An 18,872-nucleotide genomic window follows, 5' to 3' on the forward strand; every position below is an offset into this window, starting at 1 on the left:
TTATTGTGCCGCACAATACAGCGTCTTAGCCAGCCAGATGTTCGCCCATCAGGCGGCGATAGAACTCGTGGAAGTGCTGCATGCCGTCTTCGGTCGGCGACTGGTACGGGCCGACCTCGTTCTCGCCGCGCAGCCACAGCGCCTTGCGGCCTTCATGCATGCGCTGGCAGATTTCGTCGTCTTCCACCGCGGTTTCGAAGTAGGCAGCCTGCTCGGCCTCGATGAAGTCCGGCTCGAACCACAGGATGTCTTCCGGATAGTAGAACTCGGTAATCACCGTGCACTGCTCCGGACCCTTGGGCACAACCACGCTGACTACCAGCACGTGCGGATACCACTCCACCATGATGTTGGGGTAGTAGGTCAGCCAGATGGCGCCGAATTCCGGTTGCTTGTCGGCGTAGCGTTTGATCACTTCCTCGTGCCACTTGCCGTACACCTTGCTGCCGGAACGGGCGAGCTTGTTCTTCACCCCCACGGTCTGCACGTGGTACTGGTCACCCCACTCCCACTTCAGATCGCCACAATCGACGAAATTGCCGAGGCCCGGGTGGAACGGGTCCACGTGGTAGTCCTCGGAATACACCTCGATGAAGGTCTTCCAGTTGAAGTTGTATTCGGTGGTGAACGACTTGTGGTAGCCGTAGCCTTCGAACGTCATGTGCTTGGCAACGCCCAGCTTAGCCAGGTCGCGGCCGATGTCGCGGCGGGCATCGAACAGCAGGCCGTTCCAGCGGGTCAGCGCGGTCTGGTTCAGGTTCAGGCACGGCGTTTCCGGAAAATGCGGCGCGCCCACCAGCTGGCCGGCATTGTCGTAGGTCCAGCCGTGCAGATTGCACACGATGTGGTTGCCGTTGCCGCGCCCCTGGTAGATCAGGGCCTGACGGTGACGGCAGACATTGGAAATCAGCTTGATGTCGCCATCGACATTCTTGAGCATCTTGCCGTGGCCCATCCAGTCCAGGGTGTGATAGTCGCCGGCATTGGGCACCATCAACTCATGACCGTAGTACTGCGGGGCATCGGCAAACAGGATTTTCTGCTCCAGCTCATAAAACGCCGGATCGAAATAGGTAGAAACAGGCAACTGCGCGGCAGAGGCCCGGAGCAACTGGGACGAAGCCAGATCAGACATAATTCCCACACCCCCTGGGGAGAAGTATAAGACCAGCCGAATCTCGCTCTTAACGAGTTTACGGAGAGCTATAAAAAAGAAAACGCAATTGATAGCAAGGGTTAGACACACGCACCCCCGCAATCGAGGGCGGGATTTTGGGCCAATTCCCCCCCCGGGGCAAGCGTTTTTTGCCCCGCTTTTTGTGCCAAGTCAACAGATTGCCGCGGTAAATATGACCAACCCTGGCTGTGGAAAATTTGCCCCGTAAAACCCGTTTGCTTTCATGGCCTTGTCTTATTGCCATCTCACAATCAACCCGGGCGGCGATTGTGACCGCAGGCGGGGAAATCCCTATGGTGCAATGCACCACAAACAGGGATAATGCCCGCCTCCCGCAGTGCAGACAGCCCGGTCTGGCTACGCGCGCGGCAATAACAACAACACGCAACCACGGCACAGACGCTTGCTTAAAGTCTTACTGCTTACGGACCCGACATGATCACCCACACTCTCGTCATCAACTGCGGCAGCTCGTCGCTGAAATTCGCGCTGATCAACCCGGCCGACCAGGTCACCACGCTTACCGGCCTGGCAGAAAAACTGGGCCTGCCCGATGCCTGCATCAGCTTCAAGCAGGATGGCCGCAAGGTCGAGCTGTCACTGGCGCAGGGCGACCACGCCGGCGCCATGCGCGCCATTCTCAGCTACCTGAACGAGCGCGAACTGACCGGCAGCGTGACCGCCATCGGCCATCGCGTGGTGCATGGCGGCGAGACCTTCAAACAGTCCACCCTGATCGACGATGGCGTTATCGCCGCCATCGAGGACTGCGCACGCCTGGCGCCGCTGCACAACCCGGCCCACCTCTTGGGCATCCGCACCGCGATGGAATGCTTCCCGGACCTGCCGCAGGTGGCAGTGTTCGATACTGCCTTCCACCAGACCATGCCGCAGCATGCCTATCTGTATGCGGTGCCGATGGCGCTGTACCGCGAGCACGGCGTGCGCCGTTACGGCTTCCATGGCACCAGCTACCGCTATGTCACCGCCGAGGCGGCCAACATGCTGGGTAAAGCGCTGGCCGATACCGCCTTCGTCTGCGCCCACCTCGGCAATGGCGCGTCGGTGGCGGCGGTACTGGGCGGGCGCAGCGTGGACACCAGCATGGGGCTGACCCCGCTGGAAGGCCTGGTGATGGGCACCCGCTCCGGCGACATCGACCCGGGCATCTTCGGCTACCTGGCGGCCGAGCTGGGCACCGACATCCAGGGCGTCACCGACATCCTCAACAAGCAGTCCGGTCTGCTGGGCCTGTCCGAGCTGTCCAGCGACTGCCGCGAGCTGGAAGATGCCGCCGCCACCGGCCACACCGGCGCCATCATCGCGCTGGAAGTGTTTGCCTACCGCCTGGCCAAGCAGATCGCCGCCATGACCGTGGCGCTGGGCCGCCTCGACGCCGTGCTGTTTACCGGCGGCATCGGCGAAAACTCGCCGCTGCTGCGCGGCAAGGTCATCAAGCAGCTGGGCTTCCTCGGGCTGACCCTGGACGCTGCGGCCAACGATGCCGCCTTCCGTGGCAAATCAGGCCGCATCACCACCGCGGACAGCGTCGCCGCGCTGGTAGTCAACACCAACGAAGAACTGATGATCGCACTGGATACCGCCGCCCTCACCGGCGGGCAAGGAGCCTGAGCCATGCGCACATACCTGATTGCCCCGGTCGGCTTTGATGCCGGTCTGACTTCGGTATCGCTGGGTCTGGTGCGCGCACTGGAACAGGACGGCCTCAAGGTCGGCTTCGTCAAGCCGATCGCCCAGGGCGGCAATGGCGACGAGCCGGAACGCTCCACCCACTTTGCCCGCGAGCTGTGCCATCTCAACGCACCGGCACCGATCAGCATGGAACGCGCCGAGCACCTGCTAAGCCAGGGCCAGCTCGACCAGCTGCTGGAAGAAGTGGTTAGCCTGTACCAGCAGGCGGCGGCCAACGTGGACGTGGTGATTGTCGAAGGACTGGTGCAGGACCAGCAACACGTGTTCACCACCTACATCAACAGCAAGATCGCCCGCACCCTGCAGTGCGACGTGGTGCTGGTGAGCAGTGGCGGCAACATGCCCAGCCACGAGCTGGCCGAGAAGCTGGAAATCGCCATCCAGGCTTTCAACGGCGGCAGTGGCCAGATCGCCGGCTACATCCTTAACCGCCTGCAGCCGGAACAGCAGGCACGGACGTTGGCCGCAGAGATTTCCGCCAGCAGCCGGCTGATCCAGGCGCGACGCATTCCGTGCCTCGGCGGCATTCCGCTGGAACCGGAACTGATGGCACCGCGCACGCTGGACGTGGCCAACTATCTCAAGGCGCGGCTGCTGCACGCCGGCCAACTGACCCGCCGCCGCGTGCTGAGCATGTCGGTGATGGCGCGCTCGGTACCGCACATCGTGCACCTGCTGAAGCCGGGCGCCCTGGTGATCGCCCCGGGCGACCGCGAGGACGTGATTCTGGCCACCGCGATGGCGGCACTCAACGGTGTACCGCTGGCCGGCCTGCTGCTGACCTGCGGCGCCGAGCCGGACCCGCGTGTGGCGCAGCTGTGCCACAAGGCGTTTACCAGCGGCCTGCCGGTACTGTCGATCGACACCAATACCCTGGACAGCACCACGCTGATCGCGGCGATGAACCGCCAGGTACCGTCCGACGACCTGGAGCGCATGGAACGGGTGGTCGATTTCGTCGCCGAGCACCTGAACTGCACCACACTGCAGCAGCGCATCGGCGAAACCAGCGAAAAACGCCTGTCGCCGCCGGCTTTCCGCTACCAGCTGATGGAAAAGGCGCGCCGCGCCGCCAAGCGCATCGTGCTGCCGGAGGGTAACGAGCCGCGCACGGTGAAAGCCGCCGCCATCTGCCACGAAAAGGGCATCGCCCACTGCGTGCTGCTTGGCGACCGCAACGACATCCTGCAAGTGGCCGAGGCACAGGGCGTTGCCCTGCCGGCCGGTATCGAGATTGTCGATCCGGCCGAGGTCCGCAGCCGCTACGTGCCGTCGATGGTCGAGCTGCGCAAGAGCAAGGGCCTGAGCGCGCCGATGGCCGAGCAGCAGCTGGAAGACAATGTGGTGCTGGGCACCATGATGCTGGCGCTGAACGAAGTGGACGGCCTGGTTTCCGGCGCGGTACACACCACCGCCAACACCATCCGCCCGGCACTGCAGCTGATCAAGACCGCGCCCGGCGCCAAGCTGGTGTCCAGCGTGTTCTTCATGCTGATGCCGGACCAGGTACTGGTGTACGGTGACTGCGCGGTGAACCCGGACCCGAGCGCGGAAGAGCTGGCCGACATCGCCATCCAGAGCGCGGACTCCGCCGCCGCCTTCGGCATTCCGCCGCGCGTGGCGATGATCTCCTACTCCACCGGTTCTTCCGGTAGCGGTGACGACGTGGAGAAAGTGCGCGAAGCCACCCGCATCGCCCGCGAGAAGCGCCCGGGCCTGCTGATCGACGGCCCGATGCAGTACGACGCCGCCAGTGTGGAAAGCGTTGGCCGCCAGAAGGCGCCGGACAGCCCGGTAGCCGGCCGCGCCAACGTGTTCGTATTCCCGGACCTGAACACCGGCAACACCACCTACAAGGCGGTGCAGCGGTCGGCCAACGTGGTGTCGGTCGGTCCGATGCTGCAAGGGCTGAAGAAGCCGGTAAACGACCTGTCGCGCGGCGCGCTGGTGGACGACATCGTCTACACCATCGCCCTCACCGCGATCCAGGCCGAACAGCTGCCGGCCGAAGGCTAAACGCACGGCGCTCGCCACCGTGACATGACAAGGCCCCCGCCATGCGGGGGCCTTGTTACCTGCGGCCAACCTTGTTTCCCGTTAACTGCCGCCGAGATTGAACTCCACCCCGGGGATGGTTTCCGGCTTGCCGGCCTGCTGTATGGCCTTGAAGGCGGCCACCGCCTCGCTACGCAGCGGCTCATCCAGCTTGTCCCACAGATCGCCTACCGCCGCGGCCAGCAACTGGCCGCCAAGGCACTCGCTGCTGGCATCCAGCACCTGTGCCAACGCCTGCAACTGCAATGCCTGTTCCGCGCCCAGCGGCAACTTCTGCAGCCGCACCGACGAGCTTTTCACATCACAGCACGCCAGGCCGTGATCCCGCCGCGACAGCAAGTCGCTTACCTGTTTATCCAGCATCTGTCCCATGATCCACCCCTCCGCTTGTGTGTCCTCAGCATAGGTCAGCCGTCGGCATTTTCCAGCCTCGAGCAGTAGCCCATCCGGACGGAAGCCCATTCCTGCCCGCCAAAAAACCGTTACGTACCAGCCGCTTGTAGAATTCAAACAATTGTTTTAGCCTGTTGCTCGCAGTACAAAACAAAGCACGAGCCGCGTCCGCAAATGAGGCGCCGCCAACACAACAACGCGAGGAAACAAAATGTCTCTCAACACCATTGCAGAATGGTTCATCCCGGATGCCATCCGCCAGGATGCGGAAGGCCTGATCCGCGCCCGCACCGTGGTCAGCGTCGGCCTGCTCGCCGGGTTGATCGCCCCGCTGTTCGCGCTCTCCTATTTCAAGCTGCACCACCCGGCGATGGGCACCGGCATCCTGCTCGGCGGTATTGCCATGCTGCTCGGGCCACTACTGCTCAAGCTCAGTGGCGCACTGCGGTTGGTGGCGCAATTGATCGTGCTGGTGATGTACCTGATGGTGTGCTGGATGGTGTATGTCAACGGCGGCATCATGTCCACCAGCATCATGTGGTTTGCCGTGGTACCGTTTGCCGCCATTTTTGTCAGCGGCCGCCGTGCCGGCATTGTGTGGACACTGCTGACTTTCGTGATGATCGCGGTGATGTTCCTGCTGTCCGCCGCCGGTGACATCCCGCCCACGCCGATTGCCCACGAAGAGCTGCCCATCCTGCAGGCCAAGTCGCTGATCGGCCTCACGCTGGTGGTGCTGAGCCTGGCGCTGGCCAACGATCGCGCCAAATCGCGCAGCTTTGCCAAACTGGAGCAGGCGCGCGAAGCCGCCGAACTGGCCACCCAGGCAATGAAGCAGATGATGGAACAGGTTACCCACTCCATCTCCGCCGCCTCCAACGAGAGCCGCGACATTGCCGGCAGCACCCAGATGATTGCCCGCACCATGAACGAACAGCGCAACCGCGCCGAAGACATGGTGGTGATCGCCCAGCAGATGGCGGTAGTGACCAGCCAGAACGCTGCGCAGTCGCACTGCGCCACCAGCATGGCGGCCAATGCCGGCCACGCGGCCAACGGTGGTGGCCAGGCAATGGATCAGGCAGTCAATCAGCTCAACCAGGCCGGCGAGGTCATCATGCACGCGGTAGAACGCATGGAAGACCTGGGCGAGCGCAGCGCCGAGGTCAACGGCATTGTGCAGCTGATCCGTGACATTGCCGACCAGACCAACCTGCTGGCACTGAATGCCGCCATCGAAGCGGCACGGGCCGGCGAAATGGGTCGCGGCTTTGCCGTGGTGGCCGACGAGGTGCGCAAGCTGGCCGAGCGCACCCAACACGCCACGCTGGATATCGAGCAGAAAATCGGCCTGATCGTCAGCGGCACCAACGAGGCCATCGACGCCATCCGCAACGGCAATGCCCAGGTGCGCGCCGGGCGCGAGCATGCGGTGGATGCGCAGCAGCGCCTCGCCGGCATCATCCGCGACACCCACGCGCTGGCGCAGCTGCTGCGCGAGGTATCGCAGGCGGAAGAGAACCAGAACACCGGCTTTGCCCGCTTTGCCGGCGACATCACCGCGGTGGGCGACAGCAGCCGCACCCTGTCCGGCGAAACCGACACCATAGCCAGCGCCACCGAACGGCTGGACCGGCTGATGGCGGAACTGGGCGATAACATGCGCCAGTTCCAGCTCGCCGCCAGCTGATCCCGCGGATAAAAAAAACCGCCTGCCGGCTTGCCGACAGGCGGTTTTTTCATGCGGCCAACCCGACACTCAGGCGAAAGCCTGCTCCAGCACCCGGGCCACCGCCGATTCGGCATGGTGCCCGATCTGCCGCGCCTGCGGCACCTGCCCGCTCAATCGCGGACTGGCATTGGCCATGCGGTGCGGGTGGCCGACCAGACGCAACATCTCCACATCGTTCTGCGCATCGCCGAATGCCGCGCAGTGTTCGGCGGCGATACCCAGCTCGGCCAGCAGCAGCGATAGCGCACTGCCCTTGCTGACGCCGGGCGCCATCACCTCCAGATAACAGTCCTGCGAGTACACCAGCGCCAGCTGCCCTTCGAAGCGATGCAGGATTTCCTGCTCGATCGCCGTCAGCTTGTCCGGTGCGGCGTAGTAGATGATTTTGGCGACGCCGCTACCGTGGTAGTCCGCCAGCGACTCCACCTGCTCCGCCTTGCCGGCATACGCTTGCAGCGGCCCGTGGTAACGGCAGGCCAGCCGCTGGCTATCCAGATACAGCCCCATTTCGGCATCGCCGGCCAGTGCCGGCTGCAGCAGCTTGTTGACCAGCGCCGGCGTCAGGTTGGCCGCATGCAGCTGCCGGTCGTCCTGCGCATGCACCCGGGCACCATTGGCGCTGATGACACTGATCGACAGGTCGCTACCCGCGGCCAGTATCTCGCGCACATCACGGTGATGGCGGCCGGTGGCGACAATCAGCTGGCAACCTGCGGCGGCGGCACGGCGCAGCGCCTGCCAGCTGCGCGCGTTAACGCGGGAGTCGGCATCCAGCAAGGTACCGTCCAGATCGGTGGCAATGGCGCGAAACATGGCAGTCTCCTGAGAAATCACGCGCCAATTGTGCACCTTCATGCACAAACATGCAAACAAACATGCAAAACCATGCGCAAAATCGTGATCGAAATTGACCGACTACGTACATTGCTGCACGATTGCGCAAACTTCTCCGGCCAATCACGCATGCACACCGATACCCGCCTGCCGCGACCGGGCAACAACAGCCTGCCCAGCGACCGCCAGCTCTATATCCGCCAACTGCTACTGCAGGATGGCCGCGTGCTGGCCACCGAACTGGCGCAGACGCTGGGGGTTTCCGAAGATTCCATCCGCCGCGATCTGCGCGAGCTGGCAGCCAGCGGCGTATGCAAGCGTGTCTATGGCGGCGCCATTGCCATGACGCCCAATACCGGCAGTCTCGACGAGCGCAGCCACGAGAACGTGGCCAGCAAGGCAAGGTTGGCCGCAGCGGCGGTACAGCTGCTGCAGCCGGGGCAGTTCGTATTTCTCGATTCCGGCACCACCAACCTGGAAATCGCCCGCGCGCTGCCGGACATGCCGCTGACGGTGGCAACCAACTCGATTCTCATCGCCGCCGCCCTGCTGGGACGCCAGCAGTTCGACGTTACCGTGGTCGGCGGGCGCATGGACCACCGCATCGGCGGCACCATCGGCACCGCGGCGGCACTGGAAATACAGGCCATGCGGCCGGACATCTGCTTTCTGGGCACCTGCTCGGTGGATATCGAACTGGGCATCGGCACCACCATCGCCGAAGAGGCCGCCTTCAAGCGCCTGCTGGTACGCCAGTGCAGCCAGATCGTGCTGGCCGTCACCAACCAGAAGCTGGGCACCGCCTCGCCGTTTGCCGTTACGCCGCTGGCGGAAGTCAGCCGGCTGGTGATCGAGGCCGATGCCGAGCCGCACAAGGTAGAGCGACTGCAAGGCAGCGGCGTGCCGTTGCTGTTTGCCGCCGCCAGTTGATACAAATGCTGTCAACTGCGCCAATATGCGGCAGACAATGCCGTTGCGTTATTATAATGTCGTAGTCACAGCAGCGATGCCGCCGCCCAAGCCCGCGCGGCGTCCATTCCGGCTACTGTTGCAGGGATAATTTCATGGCACCCGATAACCAGCTTGACCCGGCATCGTTCATGCCACTGTTGCTGGATGCCGTTTGCGCGGTGGATGCGGCCGGCAACTTTGTGTTCGTCAGCGCCGCCAGCGAACAGATATTCGGCTACACGCCGGCAGAAATGGTTGGCCGCTCCATGCTGGCCTTCATCCACCCGGACGACCTCGAGCGCACACTGAGCGCCGCCGGCAAGATCATGCGCGGCCAACCCAACCCGCACTTCGAGAACCGCTACATCCGCAAGGATGGCTCGATCGCCCACATCATGTGGTCCGCCCGCTGGTCGGAATCCAAGCAGATGCGCATTGCCGTGGCGCGCGATGTCACCGAGCGCAAGCGGGCGGAGTCGATGCAGGCGGCGCTATACGCCATCTCCGAAGCCGCGCACGCGGCAGAGAACCTGCAGGCGCTGTTCCGGCAGATACATCACATCATTGCCGGACTGCTGCCGGCGCAGGACTTCGCGGTCGCCCTGTGCGACGCTGGCGCGCAGCAGTTAAGCATCTCCTACCAGGCCGACCTGTCGGCCGGCGCCCCAGACAGCACCGGCGCGGCGACGCTCTGCGCGCTGGGCAACCAGGTAGTAAGCAGCGGCCAACCGCTGTTATGGCAATGCGACAGCCAGCAGCCCCCCTCGCCCGATCCGCAGTTGCAAAGCTGGCTGGGCGTGCCGCTCAGTGCCAGCAGCGGCGTCATCGGCGTGCTGATCCTGAAAAGCCGCGATCCGGGCATGCGCTACACCGTGCAGCATCAGGAGCTGCTGCAATATGTGTCCACCCAGATCGCCACCGCCATCGAACGCAAACAGCTGCACAGCCGGCTGCAGCACCTGGCGCAGCACGACCCGCTGACCGGCCTGCCCAACCGCGCACTGCTCAACGACCGCCTGCAGTCCGCGTTGGCACGGGCAATGCGCAACGCCAGCCGCATTGCCTTGCTGTATCTGGACCTGGACAACTTCAAGCACATCAACGACAGCCTGGGACACACCACCGGCGACCGACTGCTGCAGGAAGTCGCCTCCCGGCTGAGCAGCTGCGTGCGCGAAACGGATTCGGTGGCGCGGATCGGTGGCGACGAGTTCATCGTGCTGCTCGAAGACCTGCAATTGGCCGAACACGCCGGCACGGTGGCGGAAAAAATCCAGCAGGCATTTGCCGCACCACTGGCGATCGGCGCCGACACCATCCCGGTCAATGTCAGCATCGGCGTCGCGCTCTATCCGGAAAACGGCAACAGCGGACAGCAACTGCTCGGTCACGCCGACGACATGATGTACCGCATGAAAAAACAGCGCCGCGACAAGACCACCAGCTGATTGCGGCCAACCGCAAGACCGCAAAAAGCCCCGGCAGCATAACGCTACCGGGGCTTTTGCATGACGTGATGCGTTTACAACCAGCCAGCCACGCGGCCGCCGTTGCCGGCCACCCACTTCTCGGCCGCGGCCGCCGGCTTGATGCCGTTTTCCACGTCCAGCATCACGCTGCCGACCTCCTCCGCCTTCCAGCTGAACTTCTTCAGGAAGCTGGCCACCGCCGGCGCCTTGGTCGTCAGGCCCGGGTTCATCACGGTGTCCACGTGCTCTTCTTCGCCGTAAACCTTTTTCGGGTCTTCCAGGAAGCGCAGACGCCACTTGGCAAACATCCAGTGCGGAATCCAGCCGGTCACCGCAATCGGGCGCTTGCCATTGATGGCGCGCGCCAGTTCCGATGCCATGCCCGGGCCGGAGCTGGGCATCAGTTTCAGATCCAGGTTGTAGTCCTTGATCGCCTGCTCGGTTTTCTTCATCACCCCGGCGCCGGCATCGATACCGACGATGCGGTCCTGGAACACGTCCTTGTACTTGTTGAGATCGGCAATGCTCTTGGCCGGCACGTATTCCGGCACGATCAGGCCGATCTTGGCACCCGGATAGTTGGTACCGGCGATCACCACCTTGTCCTTCAGCTTCTGGTAGTAGTCACCATGGGTGGCCGGCAGCCAGGCCGACAGCGTGACATCCAGATCGCCGCGTGCCACGCCCTGCCACATGATGCCGGCCGCTACCGGCACCAGTTCCACCGGGTAGCCCAGCTTGGTCTTGATAATGTTGGCCGCCACCTGGGTGGTGGCCACGCTATCCGCCCAGCCTTCCACGTAGCCGATCTTGATCAGCGGTTTGTCGGCGGCAAAGGCACCGCTACTACATGCCAGCGCGGTGGCCAGCAGCGTGATACGGGTGAAAGTTCTGCGATTCAAGTTCATCTCTATTCCTCAGCCTGTTATGTAGGTAATGACGAGAAGCTGCCCTTTTGCCGCGCCTGAACGGCGCGTGTTATTGAATTTCTTCCGGTTTCACCACCAGCCAGTTCTTGTCGGCGGTGACCGGCTGGCCCAGCGCCTGCTGCTGCTGCGCGGATTTCTCCCACCACGCCTGCATCGCCGGCATGTATTTGGCCTTGCGGTTTACCCACACCCGCATGCCGCCTTTCTCCACGTCGGTGGCATTCAACAGCATGTAGCCATCGGAAATCGGCGTGTCGCCGCCCACCAGCACCGGCTTCTTCCACTGGTCGATCCAGCCGACGATGCTGCCGAGCTTGCCTTCGTACCAGGTCATCGGGTTCATCAGGTAGGGAGTGAGCTCCAGATCCAGGTTGGCCTTCTGGTCATACTTGCCCTTCTTGATCTGCAACCGCGAGGTGGTCAGCTCGCCGCTCTGGCGGTTCTTCAGCAGCATGTTCACGCCGATCACGTTCTGCGGCTTGACGTTGTAGCCATACTTCGGATCGCTGGCCACCATGCGCACCAGCTCCTCGCTGGCCGCGGTCATCACATACACCTCGATGCCGTTTTCCTGCAGCTTGTTGTACAGCTCCTGCATGCCGGTATACAGCTGCGGCCGGTTCACCGTGCCGTCCACCACCTTGTCGCCGCTGTAGTACTTGATCGGAATCGGCTTGTCGTAAGCCAGCAGCTCGTCGACATAACCCTTCAGCTCCTTCAGCGTGAAGCCGGAGAACACCTGCGCCACCCACGGGTAGCACACCAGATCGTCCACTTCGCACAAGCGGTAGTAGTAGCTGTTGAGGCTTTCCTTGAAGCCGGCGCTGTCCTTGAACGGAATCAGCTTCAGCGACGGGTCCAGCTTGTCGCGGGTCAGCACGCCTTTCATTTCCAGAAACGGCAGCAACGACTCTTCCAGGTCGTAACGGTAGGTGGTGTTGTCCATGTCGAACACCGCGTACTGTCCCTTGTTGGCCTGCTTGGCAATCAGGCTGTTGAGCCTGGCAGCGGCTTCCGCCGGCCAGTGGACCAGCTCGGTAGCCTGGCTGCCGGCGGCAGCCAGCAGTAGTGACAGCGATACGGCAACGCGTTTGAATCGATTCATCAGCACACTCCATGAACGGCATGCTTCTGCCGGCAATAAAAAACCCGGCATACCGTGTATGCCGGGCAAACCGGGGTTTATCCCCCCCACACTTCTCCGAAAACCCGTAGCCAGTTCTCACCCAGCACCTTGCGCATCTTGCTTTCGCTCCAGCCGGCCTTTTCCATGGCAGCGGTCAGGTTGGGCGTTTCGCCAATGGTGCGGATGCCTTCCGGATTGAGAATGGTGCCGAAGCTGGTCAGGCGGCGATAACGGCCCTTGTCGTGGGTGATCCAGTCGAAGAAGCCCTTGTCGTAGCCCTGGGTGAAGTCGGTACCGAAGCCGACGCAATCCTCGCCCACCAGGTTGATCACGTAGTCCATCGCCTCGACGTAGTCGTCGACGGTGGCCTCGATGCCGCGCTTGAGGAACGGCGGGAACATGGTGACGCCGATAAAGCCGCCGTGGTCGGCGATGAACTTCAGCTCCTCGTCGCTCTTGTTGCGCGGGTGCTCTTTCAGGCCGGACGGCAGGCAGTGCGAGTAGCACACCGGCTTCTTGGATTCGAGGATCGCCTCCTTGGAAGTGTTGCCGCCGACGTGCGACAGATCGACCATGATGCCGGTACGGTTCATCTCGGCGATCACCTCGCGGCCGAAGCCGGACAGGCCGCCGTCGCGCTCGTAGCAACCGGTGCCGATCAGGTTCTGCGTGTTGTAGCACAGCTGCACCACGCGCACGCCCATGTCGGCAAACGCCTCGATGTAGCCGATGTTGTCCTCGAAGGCATGCGCGTTCTGGAAGCCGAGGATGATGCCGGTCTTGCCCTGCTCCTTGGCCTTGCGGATGTCGTCGGTGGTACGTACCAGCGACAGGATTTCGTCGTACTGACGGATCTTCTGCTTCATCTCGGCGATATTGCTGACGGTATCGGCAAAGCCTTCCCATACCGACACGGTGCAGTTGGCCGCCGTCAGCCCGCCCTTGCGCATATCCTCGAAAACCGAGCGCTCCCACTTGGCGATGATCAGGCCGTCAATGACGATGCTGTCTTGATGCAATGACATGATGGTGTTTCCTCCGGGCAAGAGTTGGCCGCGGCGGTGCGACTGGCGCACCGCCGGGCAGAATGGTCAGCGGCGGGTCAGGCGGTAACCGCCTTGCGTGCCGGGGCGGCGTGCTGTTTGTCCAGCAGCCGCAACAGCGGATGGCTGCCGGATTCGGCCAGCTTGGCCACCGCAAAGCGGTACGGGGTGCACACCTTGCGCAACAGCAGCCACAGGTAGTCGGCAAAGCTGCGGCGGATGATCAGGAACACGCCGTCGTCTTCCAGCCGCAGCACGGTGCCGCCGGCCTTGCCGAGCACGGTGCTCACCGCCTGGCCCACCGCCAGCGACTCGAAGTCGTACACCCCCATGTGGCGCAGCACGGTGACGTGCTCGCTGCCGGACAGCGACAGGCAGGTCAGGCCGCCGCTGTTGTCCACCGCATGGGCGAACAGGCCGGCAAAGGCCGCCTCGAATGCGGCCAACCTTTGCGCCAGTTCGGCGCGGCGGGTCACCAGCAGCAGTTCGTCCGGCGACACCCACACCAGCACACCGGCGTCGCCAGTGCTGAACTGGCCGGCGGCCGGCACGCTGGCGCCGGTCACGCTGCTCACCGCGGCGGCGATGGCGGCATCCGCCAGCTCGCCACGGATGGCGATGTAGCCCAGCAGCGGCAGCTCGTTGGCACGCACCTGCTGGCTGCTGTCGGCCGGCACGGTTTCCGCCGGCAGGTTGAAGTTGACCAGCGGGGACTGCAGATAGGGTTGGAAGTTAGGCATGTTGACGCACCCCTTCTTGATCGACGAATACGGAGGAAACCACCTTGGCCGGGTGCATCTTGCCCTGCGCCCACACATACACGGTGTCGCCGCTGCGCTGGCTGCCACCCTTCAGCACCGCCATGGCGATGGAGCGACCGAGGAAGGCGCTGTGGTAGCTGGAGGTGACATGGCCCTGCATGGCGGCCGGCGGCGTGGCGTCCGGCGTGGACAGGATCTGCGCGCCTTCGGTCAGCACCACTTTCGGGTCTTCGGTGTACAGACCCACCAGCTGCTTGCGGTCGCTGCGCACGGTGTCGGAGCGGCTCAGCGAGCGTTTGCCGAGGAAGCTGAACGGCTTCTTCATGCCCACTGCCCAGCCCATAGCCAGATCCATCGGCGTCATCGAGCCGTCGGTATCCTGACCGACGATGATGAAGCCCTTCTCGGCACGCAGTACGTGCATGGTTTCGGTGCCGTACGGGGTGATGCCGAATTCATCACCGGCCGCCATCACCTGTTCCCAGATGTAGTGGCCGTAGCAGGCATCGACGTTGATCTCGTACGCCAGTTCACCGGAGAAGGAGATACGGAACACCTTGGCCGGTACGCCGGCGACGGTGCCTTCGCGCCAGTCCATGAACTTGAAGTTCTCGGCCGACAGGTCGATGTCGCTGCACAGTTTCTGCAGCACGGCACGGCTCTTCGGCCCCACCACCGCGGTGGTGCTCCAGTGGTCGGTGGTGGAGGTGAAACGCACCTGCAGTTCCGGCCATTCGGTCTGGTGCCAGCGTTCCAGCCAGTTCAGCACGCGGGCGGCGCCGCCGGTGGTGGTGGTCATGTGGAAGTGGTCGTCGGCGATGCAGGCGGTCACGCCGTCGTCCATCACCATGCCATTCTCGTCCAACATCAGGCCGTAGCGGCACTTGCCCGGGTCCAGCTTGCTCCAGGCGTTGGAGTAGATGCGGTTGAGGAACTCGCGCGCGTCCGGGCCTTTGACATCGATCTTGCCGAGGGTGGAGGCATCCATCACGCCGACGCTGTTACGGGTGGCCAGACATTCGCGGTCCACCGCCTGGTGCATCGTTTCCTTGCCCTGGGGGAAGTACCACGGGCGCATCCACTGGCCGACGGTCTCGAACAGCGCGCCACGCTTGAGGTGCGAGGCCTGCATCGCGGTGTAGCGGCGCGGCTCGAAGGTGTCGGCCTTGTGGCTGCCGGCCAGCGCGCCGAAGGTTACCGGGGTGTAGGCCGGGCGGTAGGTGGTGGTACCCACCGCGGAGATCGGCTTGCCCAGTGCCTCGGCGGCGATGGCGAAGCCGTTGACGTTGGACAGCTTGCCCTGGTCGGTACCGAAGCCCAGCGCGGTGTAGCGCTTCACGTGTTCGATGGAGCGGTAGTTCTCGCGCACTGCCAGGTGGATGTCGGCGGCAGAGACGTCGTTCTGGAAGTCGACAAACGCCTTGGCGCCGTGGCCTTCGGCCAGGCCGTCCGGCACGCGGAACAGGCGGCGGGTGGCGGCCACCTCGTGCTCGTCACCCTGCGGGCAGTCGCCGTGGGTGCTGCGACCGAAGCCGGCCAGCATGGCGCTGGTGGCGGCGTGGGTCTGCGCCAGCGCGCTGGACAGCTCCCAGCGGCCGGTGATGGCACCGGCACAGCTGATGCCCTGGCGGCCCTCATCCGGCACCACGAAGGACAGGCTTTCCTCTTTCCAGTACGGGCGGCCGGTGTTGTGGCAGAACAGGTGCACGGTGGAAGTCAGGCCGCCGGAGGACAGGATGCTGTCGGCCGACAGGCGCGGGCCCTTGCCACGCACGGTGTTGGTGAACGGGTCAAGCTGTACCAGCTGCGCGCCGCTGACGGCGGTCTTGCCGTGTACCTGGGCAATGCCGTAGCCCAGCATCAGCTCCACGCCGGCCTGTTTGGCCTGCTGCTGGCGCCAGTCGGCGGCACCGCGCAGACGGGTGTCGATCAGCGTCACGCGGCTGCCGGCTTCGGCCAGGTCGCGGGCGGCGTCGTAGGCGGCGTCGTTGTGCGTCATCAGCAGCACGTTGCGGCCAACGGCCACGCCGTAGCGGTTGAGGTAGGTCTGGCCGGCGGCGGCGGTCATCACCCCCGGGCGGTCGTTGTTGCCGTAGACCAGCGGGCGCTCAATGGCGCCGGCGGCCAGCACCACGTGGTGGGCGCGGATCTTGTGCAGGCGCTGACGCGGCTGACCCGGGTTGCGGCTGCCGATCGGCAGGTGGTCCTGGCACAGTTCCAGTGCCTGCACCAGGTTCTGCTCGTGCAGCGCGAAGGCGGTGGTGCGGCGCAGTACCGTGACATTGCCCAGGCTATCCAGCTCGGCCAGGCGCTCGTTCACCCACTGCATCGCCGGCTTGCCGTCGATACGGGCGCTGGCATCGGACAGCATCCAGCCACCGGCTTCGTTCTGTTCGTCTACCAGCAGGGTCTTGAGACCGGCGCGGCCTGCCAGGGTAGCGGCCCACAGACCGCAGGCACCGCCGCCCACCACCAGCACGTCCACGTGGTGGTGCAGGTGGTCGTAGTATTCCGGGTCGGCTTCCACCGGGGCGCGGCCATAGCCGGCCGCCATGCGTATCATCTTCTCGTACAGCGGCCAGGCGGCCTTTACCGGACCCATGAAAGTCTTGTAGTAGAAGCCGGGTGGCATGAAACGGGCAAAAGTACCGGCCATGCCCTTCAGGTCGAAGTGCAGCGACGGGAAGCCGGTCGTGGTGGTGGCGGACAGGCCGTGATAAAGCTCCACCTGGGTGGCTTTCAGGTCCGGTACGGTGTAAGCGCCGGTTTCCAGCTGGATCAGCGCGTTCGGTTCTTCCGAACCATGACCGATGATGCCGCGCGGGCGGCCGTACTTGAAGCTGCGGCCGATCAGCTTGACGCCGTTGGCGATCAGCGCCGAGGCCAGGGTATCGCCGGCGAAACCCTGCATCTGCTTGCCGTCGAAGGTGAACTTGAGTGGCGATTGGCTATCGATGCGCTGGCTGTTGCGATGGACACGGTAGGCGCTCATGCTTCGCTCTCCTTCAGGTAATGCGCTTTGCCTTCCGCCAGCGTCCAGCTGCCGGCGATCTGATAACTGGCGGTGTGCCGCTTGACGACAAACACCTTGCGGCAGCCGGCGGTGTGCTGCCATTGCTCCCAGAACCAGCCACGGGTGTTCTTGCGCATGAACAGGTAGTCACCCCATTCCGCGTCGCTGGCCTCTTCCGGGTTGGCCGGGCGGGCGATATAGGCCTCGCCGGCATAGCTGAATTCTTCTTCTTCGCGGGTCGCCCCGCAGTGCGGACAATGAAGCTGGAACATTGGGGGCTCTCCTAGTGGGCTACGCCGGCGGCGCCGTGTTCATCGATCAGATGGCCGGTGCTGAAGCGGTCCAGCGCGAAGGCGGCGTTCAGCGGATGCGGCGCATCGTTGGCTATGGTGTGGGCGAACACATGACCCGAGCCCGGCGTGGCCTTGAAGCCACCGGTACCCCAACCGCAGTTGAAGTACAGCCCCTTCACCGGCGACTTGCCGATGATCGGACAGGCATCCGGCGCCACGTCGACGATGCCGCCCCACTGACGGTTCAGGCGCACGCGCGAGAAGCTGGGGAACAGCTCGATGATGGCGGCGGCGGTGTGTTCGATCACGTGCGGGCTGCCACGTTGGCCGTAACCCAGGTAGCTGTCGATACCGGCGCCGATCACCAGCTCGCCCTTGTCGGACTGGCTGACATAACCGTGTACCGCGTTGGACATCACCACGGTGTCGAGGCACGGCTTCATCGATTCGGACACAAAAGCCTGCAGCGGGTGGCTTTCCAGTGGCAGGCGTACACCGGCCATCTTGGCCAGGGTGGAGGTGCTACCGGCGGCCACGCAACCGACGCGATCGGCAAACACGTCACCCTGGGTGGTGTGTACACCCTTGATGCGGCCATCCTCGATGATCATGCCGGTCACTTCGCATTGCTCAATCAGATCCACGCCCAGCTCGCTGGCGCCACGGGCAAAGCCCCAGGCCACCGCATCGTGGCGGGCGACACCGCCGCGCGGCTGGTAGCTGGCGCCCATCACCGGGAAGCGGGTGCTGGCGCTGACATCCATCAGCGGCACGATGTCCTGGATTTCTTTCGGCGACAGGATCACGCCGTCGATGCCGTTGAGCACGTTGGCGTTGACGCGGCGTTCGATGTCGCGCATGTCCTGCAGGGTGTGGCCGAGGTTCATCACCCCGCGCTGGCTGAACATCACGTTGAAGTTCAGCTCCTGCGACAGCCCTTCCCACAGTTTGAGTGCGTGCTCGTACAGGTGCGCCGATTCGTCCCACAGGTAGTTGGAACGCACGATGGTGGTGTTGCGGGCGGTGTTACCACCGCCGAGATAGCCTTTCTCCAGCACCGCCACGTTCTTCACGCCGTGGTTCTTGGCCAGATAGTAGGCGGTGGCCAAACCGTGACCGCCACCGCCGATGATGATTACGTCGTAACGCGGCTTGAGCTGCGGCGTGCGCCACGCCGGCTGCCAGGTTTCGTGATGTTTGAGCCCGTGCTTGAGCAGGCTCCAGAAGGAGTAACGGTTTGCCATGGACGTATCCGTGTCTAAGTGCCAGGGTGAGGACATTCTTGGCGACTTGGGACGGAGCCGATAGCTTGCAGCAGACGAGCACTTGTTGATTTACGACAAGAAATCGGCAAGTCATCTGCAGCCTGGCCACACGCGACTG

General features: G+C 63.8%; 15 protein-coding genes. 5 read left to right on the plus strand and 10 right to left on the minus strand.

All coding sequences use genetic code 11. From position 1 onward, the window contains the following. Positions 1–25: 25 nt before the first annotated feature. On the minus strand, positions 26–1,135 hold the full coding sequence (locus tag HU218_RS07295) for an aromatic ring-hydroxylating oxygenase subunit alpha (protein ID WP_174874279.1): 1,110 nt from the start codon (positions 1,133–1,135) through the stop codon (positions 26–28). Positions 1,136–1,612: 477 nt separating this feature from the next. On the opposite strand from HU218_RS07295, the gene HU218_RS07300 reads away from it, so the two are divergent. After that, entirely contained in the window at positions 1,613–2,809 is a 1,197-nt protein-coding gene (locus HU218_RS07300; protein ID WP_174874281.1) for an acetate kinase, read from the plus strand. 3 nt (positions 2,810–2,812) lie between these two features. Further along, a complete protein-coding gene (gene pta, locus HU218_RS07305; protein ID WP_174874283.1) occupies positions 2,813–4,906 on the plus strand; it encodes a phosphate acetyltransferase in 2,094 nt (697 codons plus the stop codon). Positions 4,907–4,987: 81 nt separating this feature from the next. On the opposite strand, the gene HU218_RS07310 is transcribed toward pta, so the two are convergent. Continuing rightward, positions 4,988–5,317 carry a hypothetical protein gene (locus tag HU218_RS07310; RefSeq protein WP_174874284.1) on the minus strand — a complete coding sequence of 110 codons (330 nt, stop codon included), beginning with the start codon at positions 5,315–5,317 and terminating at the stop codon, positions 4,988–4,990. 232 nt (positions 5,318–5,549) lie between these two features. Between HU218_RS07310 and HU218_RS07315 the strand changes: the two genes are divergently transcribed. Further along, a complete protein-coding gene (locus HU218_RS07315; protein ID WP_174874285.1) occupies positions 5,550–7,028 on the plus strand; it encodes a methyl-accepting chemotaxis protein in 1,479 nt (492 codons plus the stop codon). A 69-nt stretch (positions 7,029–7,097) separates the two neighbouring features. Here the strand turns inward: HU218_RS07315 and HU218_RS07320 are convergent, their stop codons facing one another. After that, positions 7,098–7,883 carry an HAD family hydrolase gene (locus HU218_RS07320; RefSeq protein WP_174874286.1) on the minus strand — a complete coding sequence of 262 codons (786 nt, stop codon included), beginning with the start codon at positions 7,881–7,883 and terminating at the stop codon, positions 7,098–7,100. A gap of 150 nt (positions 7,884–8,033) precedes the next feature. Between HU218_RS07320 and HU218_RS07325 the strand changes: the two genes are divergently transcribed. Then, entirely contained in the window at positions 8,034–8,834 is an 801-nt protein-coding gene (locus tag HU218_RS07325) for a DeoR/GlpR family DNA-binding transcription regulator (RefSeq protein WP_174874287.1), read from the plus strand. A gap of 134 nt (positions 8,835–8,968) precedes the next feature. Further along, positions 8,969–10,303, plus strand: coding sequence for a GGDEF domain-containing protein (locus HU218_RS07330; RefSeq protein WP_174874288.1), 1,335 nt, complete (start codon positions 8,969–8,971; stop codon positions 10,301–10,303). A gap of 74 nt (positions 10,304–10,377) precedes the next feature. On the opposite strand, the gene HU218_RS07335 is transcribed toward HU218_RS07330, so the two are convergent. The 7 genes from HU218_RS07335 to HU218_RS07365 all read right to left on the minus strand — a co-directional run bounded on the left by HU218_RS07335 (position 10,378) and on the right by HU218_RS07365 (position 18,733). Further along, a complete protein-coding gene (locus tag HU218_RS07335; RefSeq protein ID WP_174874289.1) occupies positions 10,378–11,232 on the minus strand; it encodes a glycine betaine ABC transporter substrate-binding protein in 855 nt (284 codons plus the stop codon). 70 nt (positions 11,233–11,302) lie between these two features. Next, on the minus strand, positions 11,303–12,358 hold the full coding sequence (locus HU218_RS07340; RefSeq protein WP_174874290.1) for an HAD family hydrolase: 1,056 nt from the start codon (positions 12,356–12,358) through the stop codon (positions 11,303–11,305). Between the two features lie 77 nt (positions 12,359–12,435). Further along, positions 12,436–13,404, minus strand: a complete 969-nt coding sequence (locus HU218_RS07345; RefSeq protein WP_217450749.1) for a dipeptidase — start codon at positions 13,402–13,404, stop codon at positions 12,436–12,438. 77 nt (positions 13,405–13,481) lie between these two features. Next, complete coding sequence (locus HU218_RS07350; protein ID WP_174874291.1) at positions 13,482–14,162, minus strand: sarcosine oxidase subunit gamma; 681 nt, start codon at positions 14,160–14,162, stop codon at positions 13,482–13,484. Then, on the minus strand, positions 14,155–17,175 hold the full coding sequence (locus HU218_RS07355; protein ID WP_174874292.1) for a sarcosine oxidase subunit alpha family protein: 3,021 nt from the start codon (positions 17,173–17,175) through the stop codon (positions 14,155–14,157). Before HU218_RS07355 ends, HU218_RS07350 begins: the two co-directional genes overlap by 8 nt. Further along, positions 17,172–17,468, minus strand: coding sequence for a sarcosine oxidase subunit delta (locus tag HU218_RS07360; RefSeq protein WP_174874293.1), 297 nt, complete (start codon positions 17,466–17,468; stop codon positions 17,172–17,174). The genes HU218_RS07355 and HU218_RS07360 overlap by 4 nt, the downstream gene beginning before the upstream one ends. A gap of 11 nt (positions 17,469–17,479) precedes the next feature. Further along, positions 17,480–18,733, minus strand: a complete 1,254-nt coding sequence (locus tag HU218_RS07365) for a sarcosine oxidase subunit beta family protein (RefSeq protein WP_174874294.1) — start codon at positions 18,731–18,733, stop codon at positions 17,480–17,482. Positions 18,734–18,872 lie beyond the last annotated feature (139 nt).

The sequence above is a fragment of the Vogesella oryzae genome, assembly GCF_902829295.1.
GTDB lineage: Bacteria > Pseudomonadota > Gammaproteobacteria > Burkholderiales > Chromobacteriaceae > Vogesella > Vogesella oryzae.

What these genes read in the sequence shown, in the direction of transcription:
- HU218_RS07295 (WP_174874279.1), bottom strand. Translation starts at nt 1,135, where the DNA reads ATGTCTGATCTGGCTTCGTCCCAGTTGCTCCGGGCCTCTGCCGCGCAG.
- HU218_RS07300 (WP_174874281.1), top strand. Translation starts at nt 1,613, where the DNA reads ATGATCACCCACACTCTCGTCATCAACTGCGGCAGCTCGTCGCTGAAA.
- pta (WP_174874283.1), top strand. Translation starts at nt 2,813, where the DNA reads ATGCGCACATACCTGATTGCCCCGGTCGGCTTTGATGCCGGTCTGACT.
- HU218_RS07310 (WP_174874284.1), bottom strand. Translation starts at nt 5,317, where the DNA reads ATGGGACAGATGCTGGATAAACAGGTAAGCGACTTGCTGTCGCGGCGG.
- HU218_RS07315 (WP_174874285.1), top strand. Translation starts at nt 5,550, where the DNA reads ATGTCTCTCAACACCATTGCAGAATGGTTCATCCCGGATGCCATCCGC.
- HU218_RS07320 (WP_174874286.1), bottom strand. Translation starts at nt 7,883, where the DNA reads ATGTTTCGCGCCATTGCCACCGATCTGGACGGTACCTTGCTGGATGCC.
- HU218_RS07325 (WP_174874287.1), top strand. Translation starts at nt 8,034, where the DNA reads ATGCACACCGATACCCGCCTGCCGCGACCGGGCAACAACAGCCTGCCC.
- HU218_RS07330 (WP_174874288.1), top strand. Translation starts at nt 8,969, where the DNA reads ATGGCACCCGATAACCAGCTTGACCCGGCATCGTTCATGCCACTGTTG.
- HU218_RS07335 (WP_174874289.1), bottom strand. Translation starts at nt 11,232, where the DNA reads ATGAACTTGAATCGCAGAACTTTCACCCGTATCACGCTGCTGGCCACC.
- HU218_RS07340 (WP_174874290.1), bottom strand. Translation starts at nt 12,358, where the DNA reads ATGAATCGATTCAAACGCGTTGCCGTATCGCTGTCACTACTGCTGGCT.
- HU218_RS07345 (WP_217450749.1), bottom strand. Translation starts at nt 13,404, where the DNA reads ATGTCATTGCATCAAGACAGCATCGTCATTGACGGCCTGATCATCGCC.
- HU218_RS07350 (WP_174874291.1), bottom strand. Translation starts at nt 14,162, where the DNA reads ATGCCTAACTTCCAACCCTATCTGCAGTCCCCGCTGGTCAACTTCAAC.
- HU218_RS07355 (WP_174874292.1), bottom strand. Translation starts at nt 17,175, where the DNA reads ATGAGCGCCTACCGTGTCCATCGCAACAGCCAGCGCATCGATAGCCAA.
- HU218_RS07360 (WP_174874293.1), bottom strand. Translation starts at nt 17,468, where the DNA reads ATGTTCCAGCTTCATTGTCCGCACTGCGGGGCGACCCGCGAAGAAGAA.
- HU218_RS07365 (WP_174874294.1), bottom strand. Translation starts at nt 18,733, where the DNA reads ATGGCAAACCGTTACTCCTTCTGGAGCCTGCTCAAGCACGGGCTCAAA.